The organism is Paenibacillus albiflavus (genome assembly GCF_004344915.1).
GTDB lineage: Bacteria > Bacillota > Bacilli > Paenibacillales > NBRC-103111 > Paenibacillus_AM > Paenibacillus_AM albiflavus.
On the sequence record NZ_SKFG01000001.1, the window covers coordinates 602,326 to 620,505 of the forward strand.

Here is an 18,180-nt window from a genome sequence, read left to right on the forward strand (position 1 = left end):
TTATTTAGGTACCTCTAGCTTATAACCAACGCCCCATACGGTGGTGATCATTGCAGCCGCATCAACAGAGACCTTATTCAGTTTCTCGCGAAGACGCTTTACATGTGTATCTACCGTCCGAAGATCGCCAAAAAATTCATAATTCCAAACATCCTTAAGCAATTCTTCACGTGAAAACACTTTATCAGGGGAAACAGCCAAGAAGTGCAGCAGCTCATATTCCTTCGGCGTTAGAGCGACCTCTTGACCATCAGCTGAAACGCGATGCGCATCATGCTCAATCACAAGATGTGGGAACACGATATTGTTGCTGGAATACGTATCTTTCGACAAGAATGCAGTTGCTGAAGAACGACGTAGAATTGCCTTTACGCGATAAATAACCTCACGAGGTGAGAACGGTTTCACGACATAATCGTCTGCGCCAGCTTCAAACCCTTGCACACGATTCGTTTCTTCCCCTTTGGCAGTAAGCATAATAACAGGTGTTGATTTAACCTGTCTTAGCTTAGCGCATACCTCAACTCCATCAATACCTGGAAGCATTACATCAAGCAAAATGAGATCATAATTCGTCTGGGAAGCTTTCTCTAGTGCTGTTTCACCATCTTCTGCTTCGTCAATCTCATAGCCTTCTTTTTCCAAGTACATTCTGAGAAGGCGACGAATTCTCTCCTCATCGTCCACAACAAGAATGCTAGATTTCATTTCCATAGAGTACACGTTCCTTTCTATATCAGAAAGCCATATATTCCTTATACTCCTGCATAGGAGTGTAAGCCCGCAATTATAAGATTTACACCAATTAATGTAAACATAACGACTAGAAAACCAATTACTGCAAGCCATGCAGACCTTTTGCCTACCCAGCCTCTAGATAAACGGAAATGCAATAATACCGCATAGAATAACCAAGTAATGAGTGCCCATACTTCCTTCGGGTCCCAGCCCCAGAATCTGCCCCATGCTTCCTGTGCCCAGATCATGGCGAAAATTAACCCGCCTAGTGTAAAAATCGGATAACCGATAGCTATTCCTCGATAAGAAATTTCATCTAGATCCTCAGGGTCCACACCTTGAACAAGTGGCGAAAGTGCAGCTCCAAGCGGCTTGCGAGCGATCAGGCGCAGCAGACCATAAGCAAGGAAACCAACAATTGCTGACCAAATGACCGTATTCAGCTTACGTCCAGCAGATGCGCCTTTCATCCAAGCAGGTGCTTCAAACAAAGGCTCTTTCATGCCTAGGAAGGTATCCATCTGAACTAACGTAGAAGTGCTTGGTGACACGATCGGTGGAAGTACATAATTGCTCTCCTCTACAGTTACCTCACCCTTCACTGTAGTCTCAATCTGGAATTTGGCGCTATAGCCGGCTGAATTGAAGGCAAAGATCAGCACGATGAATGAAACTAATGCCACAATTGTAAATAAGGAGAATTCGACTCCACGACGTTCTCTGCGATCCGTTTTGGAAGTGCCTTGAAAGTTCACCATACGAATCAAATACATGAGTCCTGCTGCAAAACCCACTGCAAAGAAAGCTTCGCCTAAGGCAGCTGTTGTTACATGTATGTTCAGCCAATAGCTCTTAAGAGATGGTACAAGTGGTTGAATCTCCGATGGGAACACAGAAGCATAGGCTATGATAATGAAGCCCACTGGCATTGCAAAAATACCAAACACAGGTGTCCTATAGATTAAATATACTACAAGAAAGGCCAATATGACCATCATTCCGAAAAATGTAAGGAATTCAAACAAGTTACTTGTCGGAATATGTCCTGCTTCTATCCAACGGCTTATAAAATATACGACCTGACAAACAAAGCCAATAGCCGCAATCACATAGCCAGCCCAGCCCCATTTCTTCACATGTCTTGCAGCCGTTTCCGCAGAAAGATCACGACTCCACTTCTTGCCCAAAATGGCAAGAACAAAAATAATAAAAGCGACTAAGTATACGAAAAATGCAATTAATAATGCAGATGAACTAAGTGAATCTAAGCTCACGACTTGCCCACTCCCCTATCTAGCAATTTAGCAGTAATGATCGGTTCTAAATGATTCATTGACTGGTTCAAGGAATCTGCAACCTCTTTGCGGAAGCCAAACCAATTCTTGTTCGTGTAAGCTCCAAGTACAATTTGTCTATCATCAACTCGCAGCCATACTCTTCGATGCTGCCAATAGAATCCCATTACAAGTCCGATCATACCAATTGCTGCTCCAGCCCAAATGATTGGCATTGCTTTGTCAACACGGATATTCAATGTAGAAGTATATTCAGCAATTTGCACATCAGCCATAGTGCCAACCTTAAGCTCGATTTTGCTGGACATGGCCCCATTGATATCATCTTGTCTATATTTAACCTTATCGATTTCTTTGGGGAAGTATAAATAGATCTCCCCATCAGGCTTCAAATTGGGTCCCTTGATCAAAAATATGAATGCTGGTGCATTCGGCTTATTCGATAGTGTAATCGGTGTCCCTTGCGGACTCAATCCGAAGTCAGGATAGTAGTCTCGTAAATAGATCGTATAATCGCCAACTTTAATTTCTTCAGGGGGATTCAGCATCGGCAGCTCGAATGACCCAATTATTTCACCTGTAGCCTTATCGATTAACTTAGGCTTCACATTCACAAGTTGCAGCGTTGGTCTATAGCTATATTGATAAGCCATGAGTCCGTGATAATTCAACGCATCATTCACCCGAATATCGTGACTCGCAACTTCTTTTAGCACAGGCATAACCCCTGGCTCATCACATCCAGACGTACATTCATACAGCACAGCCTGCGTCTCGAACTGCTTCGGTGTCATCTTTCCTTCTGCGCGTTGTTTCTCCGTCAATTCTTCATCACTGTATAAGTCGAGCGTAAAATCAACGTTCTTGATGTAATAGTTCGTATTCGGGATACGTACAGTAGCGCCTTCCATTACATCGACGTATTGATCCATATGCCATCCGGGAATCGACCTGGCTAATGCACCCAACAAGAAGAGAATCAAGCCAATATGCAGTACATATGGCCCCCAGCGCGAGAAACGATTTTTCTCAGCTAGAATTGCTGTTCCATCTTGATGAACTCGATAATGCTTCTTCTTAAGTGCTTTACTGATCGCGTCGGTCCATTCTTCATCCGTCATGCTATTTGGAACCATTCCAGAATAGGAAACCTTCTGTCTATGAAGAAAACTGTGATGTTTCCGAATATTTTGTCGGGTAAGCGCCTTATACAAGGGCAGCACACGATCTAGCGAACAAATAACGAGTGACACACCAATCATGAATAATAAGGTCATGAACCACCAAGAATTAAAGGTGTGTGAAAGACCAAGCGTATGATAGATTTCACCAAATGTTCCGTATGTATCTTTATAGTAATCTGCGGGATCGATATTATTTAGTAGACTCTCTTGCGGCAATATCGTTCCTAGACTCGCTCCGAGCAAAGTCACGATAATAATATAAACAGCAATTTTGACAGAGGAAAAAAACCGCCACACCTTATCGATAAGATTCGGATTCTGCTTCTGAGAGCGACGTGCAATCCCGTCATAGCGCATCTCGAGTAGGGTGGTATCATTCTCGTCGCCTTCAAGCGGTTTGCCGCAATACTCACAAAGGACGGTTCCAACAGGGTTCTGATGCCCACACTCGCATTTTGTATTTTCGATCATTTCGAACCTTCCTGCCTCTCACTTACAAGTCGTGAAAGCGTCTTTTCCATATAATCTTCGCTCATCTCGCCGATGTTAATCTCTTTAACAATGCCGTCTGCACCGATGAAGAACGTCGTTGGAAACTCCCTTACCCCATACATTTTGAGAGCAACCTGGTCATTGTCATGTAAGGATGGGAAGTGAATATTGTATTGTTCCAGAAAACGCTGAGCGGTAATCCGACTACTGTCCTGATTGATGCCGTAGATTTCAATATCCTGTGACTTCCATTTATCATACTGGGCTTGCAAAGCAGGCATTTCTGCTTTACATGGCGGGCAGAACGTACCCCAGAAATTAAGTACGATAATTTTACCTTTGGCAACATCGTTAAACTGAACTTTATTACCATCAAGTCCTAGTAACGTAAAGTCAGGCGCAGTTGAGCCAATTTTCGGAATTTCTGTCCCCTTCGAGGACAAATTCGTTATAATCGTAAAAGCACCAATGATTAAAATCACAATAAAAATAATTATTTGTAATAGTCTTTTATGACGTCCCATGATAAAACTCCTTTACCCAAGTAGCTTTATCTCGATTATAACGAAATTTGTTCATTCTACACTTGATAACTTTTGAAATTTATGTGTCCTTAGAATAACTATCGAATAGCCTCATCAGTTATTTCTTTTACTTCCTTCGGCGTCAGAATGCGAAACTTGCCACGCGGCAATCCATTTAATAACAAAGCACCAAATTTGACACGCTTCAGCTTCTGAACAGGATAAGATACAGCCTCAAACATTCGTCTTACTTGACGATTGCGGCCTTCATGAATCGTAATGGAAATAACGGACTGCTTATTCTCCAGATCAACATCTACATATTCGACCTCTGCTGGTGCTGTTATTCCATCTTCCAGCAGCACACCCTCACGCAGCTTGTCCAGAACGGAGCCATGCGGAACCCCCTTGACTGTTGCATGATAGGTCTTAGGCACATGATGCTTCGGATGTGTCAGCAAATGAGCAAACTCCCCATCATTCGTTAGCAGCAACAAGCCTTCCGTATCATAATCAAGTCGACCTACAGGATAGACGCGCTCCGTGATTCCTTTTAGATAGCTCGTAACTACACGACGTCCTTCTGGGTCATTGGCTGAAGTAATAACACCTTTGGGTTTATTGAAAATGATATATATTTTCTTCTCGCTTCCGATCTGGCGGCCGTCTACCGTAATGACATCTGTATTCGGATCAACCTTCATCCCAAGCGTCGTAACTGTCTCTTCATTCACTTGCACTCTGCCAGCTGCAATAATTTCCTCACATTTTCTACGGGAAGCTACACCTGCAGCTGCCATTACCTTCTGTAATCGTTCCATTAAAATAGTCTCCTCGCAATTTGGTACAAGCTCAAATTCAATGATAACCATCTGTCGTCGAAATCACAAGTTCATCCCAAGGAAAATGTTCACCAGGGCACGTATCGGAATGTGCAAACACTTGATTGCTGGATAATTTGAACACACGAAATAATCGCAGAAGCAGCTTTTGAAAAATAAATAACTGCTCGCGATTCTCGTTTAGGTGGGTCTGTATCGTATTGTAATCACCTTCTAAGCATAAATGAAGACAATTGATCTCATAGGTCTCAGGTGAGGAAAGAATAAGACCATCTTTCATCACCATATAATCATATCCTTTGCCATTAATCGACGGGCAAGCGGAATGATGAATAATAATTTTCGAATACTGCATCTACAATCACCTCTTCATGGTTGACTGTAGCAGTATATGAAGATGCAGCTAAAGAAGAATAGGTATCCGCTTAGCCGAATACAAGAAAACAAATCATAATCGATACAACAAAGCCTACAAAATCCGAGATAAGTCCAACTTTAAGCGCATAGTTTGCTCGACGAATGCCTACCGCACCAAAATATACGGTAATCACATACAGCGTCGTATCCGTACTTCCTTGAATTGTAGCGGCAATTCGTCCAATCATCGAATCTGGACCAAACTGTTGAATCAAATCCGTTGTAAAAGCGAGCGAACCCGCTCCACTGATCGGTCTTAGAATACTGAGTGGAAGAATCTCTGTCGGAACGCCAAGGCTATCGAATAATGGCTTGATCCAACCGATGATGAAATCCATAGCACCTGAAGCACGAAACACAGAAATTGCCACCATCATCCCAACGAGATGCGGGATAATTTTGATCGCGGTATCGAAGCCATCCTTAGCACCTTCCACGAAGGATTCATATACAGGCACTTTACGATAGGCTGCAAAAAGCGGAATGGAAACGACCATAATCGGGATTGCCCATGCCGAGATTAAAGCTACGATAGCGTACACCTGAGATCACTCCTTTGGTACATTTAACGGTGGGTGCTTCTGTCTGCCCCGATACCATCTATCTACGATTATGGCAACAGTTGTTGAAATAATCGTCGCGATAAGAGTTGTCCCAACAATCTCAGTAGGATTGACTGACCCATAGGTCATACGTATCGCGATCAAAGTAGTTGGAACAAGCGTAACCGATGAAGTATTAAGCGCAAGGAGCGTACACATTGCTGCCGAAGGAGCATCCTTATTCGGATTCAGCTTTTGCAGCTCCTGCATCGCTCTTATACCCATTGGCGTCGCAGCATTGCCGAGGCCAAGTATATTCGCGCTCATATTCGTCATGATATATCCAATCGCCGGATGATTCTTGGGTACGGAAGGAAATAAGAATCGGATAACAGGTCGAATCAAAGCCCCAAGCTTCCGCAAAATCCCTGCGTCTTCCGCTATTCGCATAATACCAAGCCAGAAAACGAGGATCGAAATTAATCCGAAGCATACGGTCACAGCACTCTCCGCACCCTTGAACATCGCTTGTGTTGCAACATCAATTTTCCCTTGGATACCTGCAAAAATAAACCCGACTGCGATAAAAAACAACCAGATAAAATTCACCATCAGCTGATCCTCCTTTCGATTCAGGATCCTGTTACTTCAAATAAGGAAGATAACGATTTATTTATCGCATTCAGCAACCGATTACTCCAAGACTGCTGTGAACTTGTACTAACATGCTTATTGGTATTTTCCTCGTAAAGTTTTACACTACCAATCGTCTGTCCTTTTAAACTAAAATAAAGTTCACCTTTAACTCCTAAACGATCTTCAAGCGACTGGTCGCTATTAGCGACAACCTGCTCCACAATTTTGCCTTGCTCATTAGCTGATAACGGATATAAGAAGGACTGTCCTGCCACCCAACCTTCCTCTCCTTTCTGTTCACCCTGCTGTGTTACGATTTGGAGAGGATATTGTTCAAAACCGTAATTCAGGAGCTTGGTGTGATCAACCCAGTCATCCGAGTCATTAAGCGTGACTACAGCAAGCTGTTGATTCCCCTTCGTTGCTGAAGAAATTAAACAACGCTTCGCTAATTTCGTATAGCCAGTCTTAACGCCATCAGCCCCTTCATATAAAAAGAGCATCTTATTCTTGTTGGTCCATACGTAATCCCAGGTTTCATTCGGATTGGGAACCCGTTTTACCTTTGTACGTACGATCTCTTGAAAAGTAGTGTTCTTGAGCGCATATGCAGTAAGTTTAGCCATATCATTCGCGGAAGCGAAATTACCCTGTCCCTCGTCAAGGCCAGTTGGGTTTGAGAATGTCGTATGCTCCATTCCAAGAAGCTTCGCCTTCTCATTCATGAGATACACAAATCCTTCCACACTGCCCCCTACATGTTCTGCGATTGCTGTCGCACCATCATTCCCGGAGCGCAGCATAAGACCATAGAGTAAATTGGTCAAGCTCATGGTATCCCCAGCCCTCAGATACAAAGAGGAGCCTTCCTTACCTGCTGCTCTCGTATTCACCTTGACTTCATCACTTAGCTTCCCGTGCTCAATGGCTACAATCGCCGTCATGACCTTTGTGAGCGATGCAATCCGAAGTGGCTTGTCTCCTTGTTTGCTATAGAGAATTCGTCCAGAAGTTACGTCGATCAGCGCAGCGCCTTGTGCACCAACAGAGACTTGTGCTTCCGCCGCCCATAGCTGAGATGGCAACAACAGTGTCAATATACATAGCAAAGTAAACCAGCCACGCCAAATAATGCGATTCATATCTTGCTCCACTCCGTTCGAAGGGTTGTCTATATGTCATGTATATGCTTGTATCATCACATCTACAACAAATTAATTTAGTTTAATTATGTACATGAGCAAAATGTAATTTTCCTACATTTACAAAATTGCAATGTTTCGCTATAATATTAATTCAGATGAATACGGGGAAACATATGGAGGAGCCTGCACACCAAGGCTTCTTTTTGCTTTTTTTGGCTTCCCCACGGAAGGAGATAGCATTTTATGGATCAAACCTGGATTGCATTGATCATTTTTCTGATTACATACGCAATCATCATATCGGAGAAAATTAACCGCGCAGTAATTGCATTATGCGGCGCTGGCTTAATGATTATCCTAGGAATTCTGGATATCCATACCGTATACACCCAGTACATCGAATGGAACACGATCGTTCTATTGATCGGTATGATGATTCTAGTCAGTATTACGAACAAAACAGGTATTTTTCAATACGTGGCTATCAAAGCTGCTAAATTCAGTAAAGGCAACCCGATTAAAATTCTCGTGATGCTGTCCATCATGACGGCAGTTAGCTCTGCTTTTCTGGATAATGTCACAACGGTATTACTAGTTGTACCTGTCACTTTCTCAATCACACGTATACTTGGCGTTAACCCTGTACCTTATTTGATTGCTGAAATAATCGCTTCTAATATTGGGGGTACCGCTACATTAATCGGCGATCCGCCTAATATCATGATTGGCTCAGCTAATCCACACTTAACCTTTAACAGCTTCTTACTTAACTTAGCTCCGATTGTTGTTATCATTATGGCAGTAAGCACCTACATGCTGTATCTGATTTATCGCAAACAGCTTAAGCCTAATGAAGCTAAGCAAGCGGAGCTGATGAAGCTTGATGAAAATGACTACATCAAAAACCGCACCCTAATGATTAAGTCGCTCATTGTATTAGGTTTAACACTGCTCGGATTCATTCTGCATTCGGTTATTCATATTGAAGCCGCTGTTATTGCCCTTTTCGGTGCAACCTTGTTAATGATTATCGGTCTCAAGACAGAGCATGATGTGGAAACGACACTTGCTTCAGTTGAGTGGACAACGATCTTCTTCTTTGGAGGATTATTTGCACTTGTAGGCGGTTTACAAGAGGTTGGTATTATCAAAAGCTTGGCAGGTAAAATGCTAGATATTACGGGCGGAGACATCAGTATGGCAGCAACCTTAATTCTATGGGTGTCTGGCATAGCCTCTGCGACTATCGATAACATTCCATTTGTAGCTACGATGATTCCTATGATCAAGGACATGGCAATCGGAATGAATCTATCGCCAGATTCCATTCAAATCAATGCGCTCTGGTGGTCACTAGCACTTGGTGCTTGTCTTGGAGGTAACGGAACGATCCTTGGCGCTTCAGCGAACGTAATCGTCGTGGGCATGGCTTCCCGCGAAGGCAAAGGCTTCTCCTACTGGGAGTTCCTCAAAATCGGCGCACCTATCACACTTGTCTCTTTGCTATTAGCGTATATCTACGTATACTTCCGCTATTTAATTTTCTTAACTTAATTAATAAATGAAGAACGCAGCGCTTACAAAAAAGCAGCTGCGTTTTTATTATGGTTATGGTAGGAATAAATTAATAAATGTAGAATTATGTCTTGTTAGGATATAGACATTTTAACAGGAATGGAATGATTTCGGTGGAAAACCAACAGCAATTTCGGTTTCAAGTCAATCTTAGTGGGATGATAACGATACTATCCAACCACTTATACAGTAGTCCTAAAGTGTATGTTCGTGAATTACTCCAGAATGCAACAGATGCTATCACTGCCAGAAAGCATCTTGATCCAACTTATAGTGGACAAGTATTCGTTGAGCTATCTGGGAGTAAAGAACAGCCTACAATGATGATCGAAGATAACGGAATTGGTCTAACAGAGGCGGACATTCATCAATTTCTTGCAGTGATAGGTCATTCATCAAAAATTGATTCGGATTTTCTCTCAACGGAAACCTCTTTCATCGGTAGATTTGGAATCGGATTACTGTCATGTTTCATGGTTAGCAATGAAATTGTTGTACTGACACAATCCATTCATGGTGGCCCATCAATGAAATGGTGCGGCAAACCTGATGGTACTTATACGATTCAGCAGCTGGATTCTCAGTTAGCTATAGGAACTAAAATATTTTTAAGATGCAAACCCGACTTTGAAAAATACTTTGCATTTGAAGAGGTAAAATCTCTTCTTCAATATTACGGAATATTACTTCCATATCCTGTAAGCCTTAGATCGCAACAACAGCAAGCGATCATTAATGCTGAACGCCCCTTATGGATCAACCAACCTGAGCTGGCTAATAGCAGAAAGCCTGAAGTACTTGCGTTTGGACAACAAATGATGGCGGAGAATTTCAAAGATTTCATTCCCCTTACTACTCAAAATGGAAGCACTGGCGGTATCGCTTACATTCTCCCCTACAGTGTTAATCTTAATGTTAAGCGATCGCACAAAGTTTTTTTGAAACACATGCTTGTATCCGATAGTGCTGATAATATTTTGCCAGATTGGGCTTTCTTTGTTAAATGCGTGATTTGGACAGATGAATTGCAACCAACAGCCTCTCGTGAAAATTTTTATGAAGATGAAAAGCTTCAACTGGTGCGCGGAGAGTTAGGTGAAGCGATTCGTCATGCGCTTACGCAGATGAGTCTCTATGAGCCTGCTAGATTGCAGCACATTATGGAACTTCATTCTTTGTCAATTAATGCATTAGCCACAGAGGACCCTAAATTTCTTGCTTCTATATACCAATGGTTAACATTCGAATCGACTTATGGAAATCTAGCGCTTCAAGAATTAATTAAAGAAGATCAAACACTTTACTATACGAATACTGCTGATGAATATAAGCAAATTGCAAATGTTGCGCAAGCTCAAAGTCTACTCGTTATTAATGGCGGATATGTTTATCATGCAGAAATATTAGAGAAGCTTAGATTGCAGTTCCCTAAACTGCGAATAGAACGGCTCGAACCAGAGGATATATCCTTAGCTTTCACGAACATAAGCTTGGATGAACGAAATAAATACTATCAAGTTATTCGCCTTGCTGATAATACTTTGCAGCGTTTCCGCTGCCAGATTCAATTACAGCGGTTTCTACCTAGTGAAGTGCCCTCTCTTTTTACTCACACCAAAGATTCTTCTACTTTACGACAATTAGAAAATGCAAAAGAATCAAATTCAGGATTAATGTCCTCTATATTAGGAAATATTGAGAAGAAATTTCAGGATTCCGCTTATTCCACACTTTATTTGAATTTGAATAATCCAATGATTGAACAAGTATTTTCAAAATTAAATATGAATATGCTGCCAACAATATTTGAAGTCCTTTATTGCAATGCATTAATGATGGGACATTATCCAATGAATCGTCAGGAGATTACTGCACTAAATCAAGGAATCATGCAATTCATAAGTTGGGGAATTTCTTTGGAGACTGGGAATGGAGGTAACTCCAATTGAATCTGGAGATTGAACGAATATTACAGAAATCTGATCTGCTACCTCACGGATTAGCCAAATTAGAACTGCTGGAAGAAGCAATAAGGATGCTTGACATGACAGGAGATAATGAGACAGCTTATCAAGTAAGAGACTATCTAATAGAGGTAGCCGTTCATAGCGGTTTTCCCTTAAAAGCTCTTATCGCCTACACCTGGCAGTTAAATCAATATGATAGTCATCCAGAGCTTTATCCTGCAGATCCTTTAATGTGGAGTTATAAGTGGATTATTGTAAAAACATCTCATTTCCCTGAAATTCCACTATCTCAAATCCTTGAATTAACCGATGATTTAGGGAAGCGATATAAACAAAATGGTTATAGTGATCGAACCTATTATTTTCTTAAACATAAAGTCGCAATAGATTTAGGTAATCTGGAGGAAGCTGAACATTATTTTCACTTATTCAACAAAGAAGAGCGAGATCATATGAGTGATTGCAAAGCATGCGAAAAAGACGCTCTCATCAACTATTATGTGAGTCAAGGAGATAATAACTTGGCGTTACAAAATGCCTTAAGTATTCTCTATGGAGTACTTAAGTGTGCAGAGGTCCCGCACATGACATTGGCTAACCTACTCATTCCTATGCTCATAGAAAAATCTGAAACGAAAGCAAATAAAATTCATGAACAAGGTTACCGTATCGTTAAGAATAACCGCAATTTTCTAGTTGAGATTGGTAAACATTTACAATATTGCACGATGACAAATCTCAGCAAAGGAATAGACATTCTTGAGCAGCATCTTACGTTAACATTGAATCATGAAAGCCCATTAATGATAATGAAATTCAATATGTATGCTGCGCAATTTCTCAAAAAATTGATAAGCCAAGGGTTCACGGGTTGCCCACATGTTCCAACTAGTTATTGGCCAAATCAAGATGATTTAACTTTAGAAACACTTTACAAGCATATCTTCAATCAAGTCGAAGCTGCTGCACAGCAATTTGACCAACGTAATGGGAATTGTTTTTACACCAACTTTTTTAACTCATTATTAGAAGCTTAAACAAGGAGAAACCGTATTTACTTTCTTTTAGTTAGAATTTTAGATATTCAAAAAACCTTTCGTTTCGAAAGGTTTTTTGTGTGCTTACATTTTGGGCGTATCATCATTTGAGAAGCTAGATTGGTTATGGTTATTATCTTTCTTGGATGGCTGCAGGTTATCGACAACGGTTGGAATTAATTCGATCAGCTTCTCAATCACATGAGCGCTGCGATCCATTGATAATAGGTTAACTCCCTGAGCTCCAACTACCAGGAATGCGATCGGTGTTATACTGAGTCCTCCGCCGCTTCCCCCACCAAATGGATAAGGGCTGCTTTGAGCATCTTTAGCGCCATTATGAACTAATGAATTGAACTCACTTCCACCAGCTGCAAAACCTACGCCAATTTTTGAAATTGGCATGATCACGGAACCGTCTGGCGTCTCTACAGGATCGCCTACAATCGTATTCACATCAATCATACCTTTAATATTCTCCATTGCCGTTTTCATCAATCCTTGAATTGGATGATCCGTCATTGTCATTCCTCCTCGAGTTGCCTTATATACATAGGTGCTTTCACTTGTTCTATTGTGTGCATATCAAGGCTTGAATATGTACATGAGTCAGACTTCCCCATTCATAATTAAGTCATCTTGCGTTTTCGTGCCAGAACTTTGAACCATACTTTTAATCCCTTAGGCATCTTTAAAATCCGTATAAGGAGATTACATGCAGAAACAATAAGATAGATAATTCTGATGCGAATCGTAATTTTTATTTCGGTGGAATAATCCCACATATTGTATTGCGGCATTACCTCTAATTGAGGAGGAGTTTGTTTCATTTGGACATAACGAATTAGATATCCGATCAACATGGACTTAATTCCCCATACAATACCGACTACTTGAGCGGTAAAGGCTGCATCATCAAGTCCAATTCTAGAGTTCCAGCTTAATGTTGTACATTCGACTCGGGATAAAAGCTGTTTGAACCAATCAATTAAGCCTTTCGTACTCTTGAGTAATTGCCTCGATATATCAATATAATGCATAATCACCCGTTTATTCAGAGCTTCTGTCGATGCACTCATTTCTTTATCTGTATTGTCATTAATTTGCTCTTTTTTAAATAAAATGCCTTTGCCTAAATCCAGCAATTGAATCGCGGGAACTTCATAACGGAATTTAACAAGTCCCCATAATGCCTTAATATCTACTATAATTTGATCGTCTTTATGATCTCTTTTTGCAATGACTTTTACCTCGATAAAGGTTATTGAGATAATAATCATTCCAACCCCAATGACTAGTAATATCCACAGCAGCAGCAATCCCATCGTGAATGATATGCCTCCATTTAGAACCAAGATAAAAAAAACCTCAAATGGAAGGTTTTTCTTCCGCTTGAGGTTAGTATAACTAGCTTTATGAAGGTTCATACACTTAATGAGATTGCGATTTATCCATATCCTCGAATGTCATTTGCTGATTGTCGAGTTTCTCAAATAACATGCGAGTTTCCGCCTCAAGATCGATCTGCCCTTCAATGACCGATGAGTCTGGCAATTCGTCAATTGATTTAAGTCCAAAATACTCTAAAAACTGTTTAGATGTCCCATATAGAATCGGTCGACCTACCGCTTCTGCACGTCCAACTTCTTTAATTAAATCTTTGCCCATGAGCGTCTGCAGAGCTCGATCCGATTTAACTCCGCGTATTTCTTCAATATCAATCCGAGTAAGAGGCTGCTTATAAGCAATAATCGATAAGGTTTCAAGCGCCGCTTGCGATAATGTCGATCGACCTGGAGAATGGGCAAGCTTTTCGAAAATTGATGCATGCTCAGGTAAAGTCGTTAGCTGATAAGAGCCTGCTACTTCAACGATTTGCACACCACGACGACTTTGAACGAGATCCTTCTTCAATTCGAGAATCAAATCGCTTGCCAAGTGAACATCAATTTCAAGCACCTCTGCAATGGATTTCACATCGATCCCTTCGTCTCCACTTACAAACAACATGCCCTCAATAGCTGATTTCATCTCCCGCAACTTCAAACGAATATTCCTCCTCTCGCGTCATAATGACAATTTCATCAAAAGTTTGGAACTGATAGCAGATGACGACATTACGTTTCATGAGTTCAAGCACAGCGAGGAAGGTGACGACAATCTCTTCTTTCGTAATCTCATAATCAAATAACTTAGAGAAGAGCAGTTTATTCTCTAGCTTAAGCTTATCTATAATTTCATTAATACGATCCTTGACGGATACTTCATCTCGACGGATTCGGGCTACACTTGTTCGTCTCGTCATTTTACGCAGCGATCGTTGAAAAGCGATAAGAAGATCGTGAACCGTTAAGCCTTGCACGGGATTCTCCTCTTTTTCAGGTAAAAAAACAGCTAAATCCTCTGGTTCTCTCGTATATACAAGACTGCGCTCTACTTCCTTTTCTCGCAGCACATCTGCTATCGTTTTATATTTACGATATTCTAATAGCTTCTGAACGAGCTCCATCCGTGGATCAAGCTCTTCTTCATATAAGCCGTCTTCAAGTTCAATGACAGGCGGCTTAGGCAGCAGCATTTTGCTCTTGATCGACAGCAAGGTTGCAGCCATCACTAGGAATTCACTAGCTACATCAAGCTCCAGCTCTTGCATCGCTTGTACGTATTCCAAGTATTGATCTGTGATTTCTTTGATCGGAATATTATAAATATCGATTTCGGATTTATCAATAAGATGAAGTAATAGATCCAGCGGGCCTTCAAATACATCTAATTTATATAAAACTTTCATAGAAGGCTCCTCCCTACCTCTCTTAATACTGATTATCCACACCGTTCTACAATAACATAAAGTTGCTTACTGGGCTAGCATCCGTATTAGGTAGCATAAAGAAAAATGAACAAAAAACAGGGCAAAACATAGGCAATAGTGATTGATGCCCAAGTTTAGCCCCATTCATAGCTAACGATTGTTGTAACAAGTTTCAGCAATTAGAATTGTTTGCTTAGATTCGCCATTTCGATTGCTGTTGTTGCAGCTTCCCAGCCTTTGTTGCCAGCTTTCGTTCCTGCACGCTCAATTGCTTGTTCAATTGAATCCACGGTAAGTACTCCGAAGATAGTCGGTACGCCTGATTGCAAAGAAATTGCAGCCACACCTTTTGTTACTTCATTCGATACATATTCAAAATGCGGCGTAGCTCCTCTGATAACAGCACCTAGTGTGATAACGGCATCGTACTTCTTACTGTTTGCCATTTTACTTGCTGCAAATGGAATTTCAAATGCACCTGGCACCCATGCAACTTCAATCTCATCGTCTTGTACACCATGACGCTTAAGTGCATCCAGTGCGCCGCTAAGCAGCTTGGAAGTAATAAATTCATTAAAGCGACCTGCTACGATCCCATATTTTAATCCACTTGATACTAAATGACCTTCATAAACTTTATACATAACCAACACACTCCTTCTTTAGTCTTCAAATTTCAACATATGACCAAGCTTACTCTTCTTCGTGCGAAGATAGCGGTCGTTATCCTCATTCTCAGGCAATTGAATTGGAACACGTTCGACAACCTCAAGACCATAGCCCTCTAGTCCCTTGATCTTGCGCGGATTGTTCGTCATGAGACGCATTTTGCGAACGCCAAGGTCTTTCAATATTTGAGCACCAATTCCGTAATTTCGAAGATCGGGCGCAAAGCCTAATTTTAAATTAGCCTCCACTGTATCGAATCCTTGCTCCTGCAGCTCATAAGCCTTTAGCTTATTTAGCAGTCCAATTCCGCGGCCTTCCTGACGCATATAAAGCAAAATTCCGTTGCCTGCTTCTTCAATTTGCTTTAAAGCTGCTTCTAATTGGGGACCGCAATCACATCTGTGGGAATGGAACACATCCCCTGTTAAGCATTCGGAATGCACGCGTACGAGTGTTGGCAAATCATGATCAATCGTACCTTTGACAATAGCCATATGTTCTTTATTATCCGCTTGGTTCGAATAAACGATCGCTTTAAATACGCCAAAATCCGTCGGCAGCTTAATCTCAGCCTCGCGCTTAACCAATTTCTCTTTCAGATTGCGATACTCGATTAAATCTTGAATCGTAATAATTTTCAGATCATGCTGTTCTGCAATTTCCATTAAATCAGGCACACGTGCCATAGAGCCATCTTCTTTGATGACTTCGCAAATAACGCCCGCCGGATAGGCATCACACATTCTAGCCAAATCAACCGCTGCTTCCGTATGTCCTGCACGACGCAAGACGCCGCCTTTCTTAGCAATTAATGGAAAAATATGACCAGGCCTGCGAAAATCCGTATGTTTCGTATCCGATGATGTAATTGCCTGAACAGTAAGTGAACGCTCATGTGCAGAAATGCCTGTTGTCGTATCTACATGATCAATGGAAACTGTGAAGGCTGTTCCATGATTATCCGTATTATGAGCAACCATAGGCGATAACTCCAATTCTTCGGCGCGTTCCTCCGTAATTGGCATGCAAACAAGTCCTCGACCTTCCTTGATCATAAAATTAATGACTTCAGGTGTCGCCTTCTCCGCTAATGCAACAAAATCACCTTCATTTTCACGATCCTCATCATCTACAACAATAATGACTTTTCCCTGCATCAAATCGTCTAAAGCCGCCTCAATTGAATCAAATTGCTGTTTCATGTTGGTTCCCCCTAACAGAATTTACATAAAGCCATTCTCCGTCAAGAAATTCTCAGTTACCGAGCCTCTATCTGACTTTCCGTTCCTACCGCTATTCCCTGTGCCTTGGCTGCCTTGTAATAGACGCTCGACATACTTGCCGAGAATATCGCATTCGACATTAATGGTGTCGCCTGGCTTCTTATGCTGCAGTACGGTTTCGGCAAGGGTATGCGGAATGATGGAAACGATGAATTCGGCATTTGTCACATCAACTAGCGTTAAAGATATGCCATCTACTGTAATCGATCCACCGCGAATCATATATCTTAAATCGTCCTGATCATCAGGCTTAAAACGGAACACAACCGCATTATCTTCGGCGGTGCGAGAAACTAATATCGCCGTGCCATCCACATGTCCCTGCACGATATGTCCGCCAAATCGACCGCCTGCCAGCATAGCTCTTTCCAGATTCACGGGCATTCCTGTGCGCAGATCTTTCAAATTCGTTTTGCGATACGTTTCGGGCATCACATCAACGGTGAAAGAATGGCTATCATAAGAAACAACCGTTAGGCAAACACCATTTACGGCAATCGAATCGCCCAAATGAACATCCTGCAAAATGGTATGTGCAGAAATCGTGAGCAGCATCGCTTGACCGCTGCGACTGATCCGATTCATCTTGCCTACTTCTTCAATAATGCCTGTAAACATCCAGCACCTCCTTGCTGATGCAGATCTTCAATTAAATCGCTAATATACAGGATACCCGATTAAGCAGATATCATTGCCAAATCGCTCGACCTGTAAGCGGTCCAGGGTTATGGCATCTGCCATTGCCTCAAAGCCAGCAAAGTTGAAGTTCGATGGGGCGCTGCTGCCGCCCCCAATAATCTTCGGCGCATAGAATAGCGCCATCTTGTCAATCAGGCGCTGCTCCAGCATCGCGCCTGCCAGCCCCCCGCCTCCTTCTAGCAGGATGGAGGCGATGTCCCGCTTGCCCAGCTCGCGCAGGGCAAGCGGCAGATCCACGTGCGAGCCGTCGCCGCACGTGAGCACTTCTACGCCGAGCGCTTCAAGCTCGGCGTGCCGCGTCGCTGACGACCCGGAGGTCGTCA

At 41.9% G+C, this 18,180-nt stretch carries 20 protein-coding genes; 3 read left to right on the forward strand and 17 right to left on the reverse strand.

Features of this window, described 5'->3' with window-relative positions:
- The 9 genes from E0485_RS02950 to E0485_RS02990 form a co-directional block, all read right to left on the reverse strand.
- Window positions 1-714 (reverse strand): response regulator transcription factor, encoded by a 714-nt coding sequence (locus tag E0485_RS02950; RefSeq protein ID WP_132416358.1) that lies wholly within the window; start codon window positions 712-714, stop codon window positions 1-3.
- Window positions 715-755: 41 nt separating this feature from the next.
- Entirely contained in the window at window positions 756-2,012 is a 1,257-nt protein-coding gene (gene ccsA, locus E0485_RS02955) for a cytochrome c biogenesis protein CcsA (RefSeq protein WP_132416360.1), read from the reverse strand.
- Window positions 2,009-3,688, reverse strand: coding sequence for a cytochrome c biogenesis protein ResB (gene resB, locus E0485_RS02960; protein ID WP_132416362.1), 1,680 nt, complete (start codon window positions 3,686-3,688; stop codon window positions 2,009-2,011). The genes ccsA and resB overlap by 4 nt, the downstream gene beginning before the upstream one ends.
- Window positions 3,685-4,233: a redoxin domain-containing protein gene (locus E0485_RS02965; RefSeq protein WP_132416364.1), complete on the reverse strand. Its 549-nt coding sequence runs from the start codon at window positions 4,231-4,233 to the stop codon at window positions 3,685-3,687. The genes resB and E0485_RS02965 overlap by 4 nt, the downstream gene beginning before the upstream one ends.
- A gap of 98 nt (window positions 4,234-4,331) precedes the next feature.
- Window positions 4,332-5,054 (reverse strand): pseudouridine synthase, encoded by a 723-nt coding sequence (locus tag E0485_RS02970; protein WP_132416366.1) that lies wholly within the window; start codon window positions 5,052-5,054, stop codon window positions 4,332-4,334.
- 37 nt (window positions 5,055-5,091) lie between these two features.
- Window positions 5,092-5,430: a hypothetical protein gene (locus E0485_RS02975; RefSeq protein ID WP_132416368.1), complete on the reverse strand. Its 339-nt coding sequence runs from the start codon at window positions 5,428-5,430 to the stop codon at window positions 5,092-5,094.
- A 70-nt stretch (window positions 5,431-5,500) separates the two neighbouring features.
- Window positions 5,501-6,034, reverse strand: a complete 534-nt coding sequence (locus E0485_RS02980; RefSeq protein ID WP_132416370.1) for a spore maturation protein — start codon at window positions 6,032-6,034, stop codon at window positions 5,501-5,503.
- 6 nt (window positions 6,035-6,040) lie between these two features.
- Window positions 6,041-6,646 (reverse strand): nucleoside recognition domain-containing protein, encoded by a 606-nt coding sequence (locus E0485_RS02985; protein ID WP_132416372.1) that lies wholly within the window; start codon window positions 6,644-6,646, stop codon window positions 6,041-6,043.
- A gap of 20 nt (window positions 6,647-6,666) precedes the next feature.
- Window positions 6,667-7,812, reverse strand: a complete 1,146-nt coding sequence (locus E0485_RS02990; protein ID WP_132416374.1) for a D-alanyl-D-alanine carboxypeptidase family protein — start codon at window positions 7,810-7,812, stop codon at window positions 6,667-6,669.
- Between the two features lie 246 nt (window positions 7,813-8,058).
- On the opposite strand from E0485_RS02990, the gene E0485_RS02995 reads away from it, so the two are divergent.
- From E0485_RS02995 to E0485_RS03005, 3 genes are all read left to right on the forward strand, one after another.
- Window positions 8,059-9,369: an ArsB/NhaD family transporter gene (locus E0485_RS02995; protein ID WP_132416376.1), complete on the forward strand. Its 1,311-nt coding sequence runs from the start codon at window positions 8,059-8,061 to the stop codon at window positions 9,367-9,369.
- Window positions 9,370-9,503: 134 nt separating this feature from the next.
- Window positions 9,504-11,339, forward strand: coding sequence for an HSP90 family protein (locus E0485_RS03000; RefSeq protein ID WP_407944821.1), 1,836 nt, complete (start codon window positions 9,504-9,506; stop codon window positions 11,337-11,339).
- Window positions 11,336-12,394 (forward strand): hypothetical protein, encoded by a 1,059-nt coding sequence (locus tag E0485_RS03005; RefSeq protein WP_132416380.1) that lies wholly within the window; start codon window positions 11,336-11,338, stop codon window positions 12,392-12,394. Before E0485_RS03000 ends, E0485_RS03005 begins: the two co-directional genes overlap by 4 nt.
- 84 nt (window positions 12,395-12,478) lie before the next feature.
- On the opposite strand, the gene ytfJ is transcribed toward E0485_RS03005, so the two are convergent.
- The 8 genes from ytfJ to E0485_RS03045 all read right to left on the reverse strand — a co-directional run.
- Entirely contained in the window at window positions 12,479-12,916 is a 438-nt protein-coding gene (gene ytfJ, locus E0485_RS03010) for a GerW family sporulation protein (RefSeq protein WP_132416382.1), read from the reverse strand.
- Between the two features lie 107 nt (window positions 12,917-13,023).
- Complete coding sequence (locus E0485_RS03015) at window positions 13,024-13,719, reverse strand: DUF2953 domain-containing protein (protein ID WP_165921059.1); 696 nt, start codon at window positions 13,717-13,719, stop codon at window positions 13,024-13,026.
- A gap of 106 nt (window positions 13,720-13,825) precedes the next feature.
- Window positions 13,826-14,440, reverse strand: a complete 615-nt coding sequence (gene scpB, locus E0485_RS03020; protein ID WP_132416386.1) for an SMC-Scp complex subunit ScpB — start codon at window positions 14,438-14,440, stop codon at window positions 13,826-13,828.
- Window positions 14,409-15,185, reverse strand: a complete 777-nt coding sequence (locus E0485_RS03025; protein WP_132416388.1) for a segregation and condensation protein A — start codon at window positions 15,183-15,185, stop codon at window positions 14,409-14,411. The genes scpB and E0485_RS03025 overlap by 32 nt, the downstream gene beginning before the upstream one ends.
- Before the next feature lie 200 nt (window positions 15,186-15,385).
- Window positions 15,386-15,850, reverse strand: a complete 465-nt coding sequence (ribH, locus tag E0485_RS03030) for a 6,7-dimethyl-8-ribityllumazine synthase (protein ID WP_132416390.1) — start codon at window positions 15,848-15,850, stop codon at window positions 15,386-15,388.
- Between the two features lie 18 nt (window positions 15,851-15,868).
- On the reverse strand, window positions 15,869-17,077 hold the full coding sequence (locus tag E0485_RS03035; protein ID WP_132416392.1) for a bifunctional 3,4-dihydroxy-2-butanone-4-phosphate synthase/GTP cyclohydrolase II: 1,209 nt from the start codon (window positions 17,075-17,077) through the stop codon (window positions 15,869-15,871).
- 21 nt (window positions 17,078-17,098) lie between these two features.
- A complete protein-coding gene (gene ribE / locus E0485_RS03040; RefSeq protein WP_132416394.1) occupies window positions 17,099-17,776 on the reverse strand; it encodes a riboflavin synthase in 678 nt (225 codons plus the stop codon).
- A gap of 39 nt (window positions 17,777-17,815) precedes the next feature.
- Window positions 17,816-18,180 (reverse strand): RibD family protein (locus E0485_RS03045; protein ID WP_207910917.1); only part of this gene is annotated, 365 nt, incomplete at its 5' end.

Bases quoted from the DNA above. Each gene is read 5' to 3' on its own strand.
- E0485_RS02950 (WP_132416358.1), bottom strand. From the start codon at position 714: ATGGAAATGAAATCTAGCATTCTTGTTGTGGACGATGAGGAGAGAATT.
- resB (WP_132416362.1), bottom strand. From the start codon at position 3,688: ATGATCGAAAATACAAAATGCGAGTGTGGGCATCAGAACCCTGTTGGA.
- E0485_RS02965 (WP_132416364.1), bottom strand. From the start codon at position 4,233: ATGGGACGTCATAAAAGACTATTACAAATAATTATTTTTATTGTGATT.
- E0485_RS02970 (WP_132416366.1), bottom strand. From the start codon at position 5,054: ATGGAACGATTACAGAAGGTAATGGCAGCTGCAGGTGTAGCTTCCCGT.
- E0485_RS02975 (WP_132416368.1), bottom strand. From the start codon at position 5,430: ATGCAGTATTCGAAAATTATTATTCATCATTCCGCTTGCCCGTCGATT.
- E0485_RS02985 (WP_132416372.1), bottom strand. From the start codon at position 6,646: ATGGTGAATTTTATCTGGTTGTTTTTTATCGCAGTCGGGTTTATTTTT.
- E0485_RS02990 (WP_132416374.1), bottom strand. From the start codon at position 7,812: ATGAATCGCATTATTTGGCGTGGCTGGTTTACTTTGCTATGTATATTG.
- E0485_RS02995 (WP_132416376.1), top strand. From the start codon at position 8,059: ATGGATCAAACCTGGATTGCATTGATCATTTTTCTGATTACATACGCA.
- ytfJ (WP_132416382.1), bottom strand. From the start codon at position 12,916: ATGACGGATCATCCAATTCAAGGATTGATGAAAACGGCAATGGAGAAT.
- E0485_RS03015 (WP_165921059.1), bottom strand. From the start codon at position 13,719: ATGGGATTGCTGCTGCTGTGGATATTACTAGTCATTGGGGTTGGAATG.
- E0485_RS03025 (WP_132416388.1), bottom strand. From the start codon at position 15,185: ATGAAAGTTTTATATAAATTAGATGTATTTGAAGGCCCGCTGGATCTA.
- ribH (WP_132416390.1), bottom strand. From the start codon at position 15,850: ATGTATAAAGTTTATGAAGGTCATTTAGTATCAAGTGGATTAAAATAT.
- E0485_RS03035 (WP_132416392.1), bottom strand. From the start codon at position 17,077: ATGAAACAGCAATTTGATTCAATTGAGGCGGCTTTAGACGATTTGATG.
- ribE (WP_132416394.1), bottom strand. From the start codon at position 17,776: ATGTTTACAGGCATTATTGAAGAAGTAGGCAAGATGAATCGGATCAGT.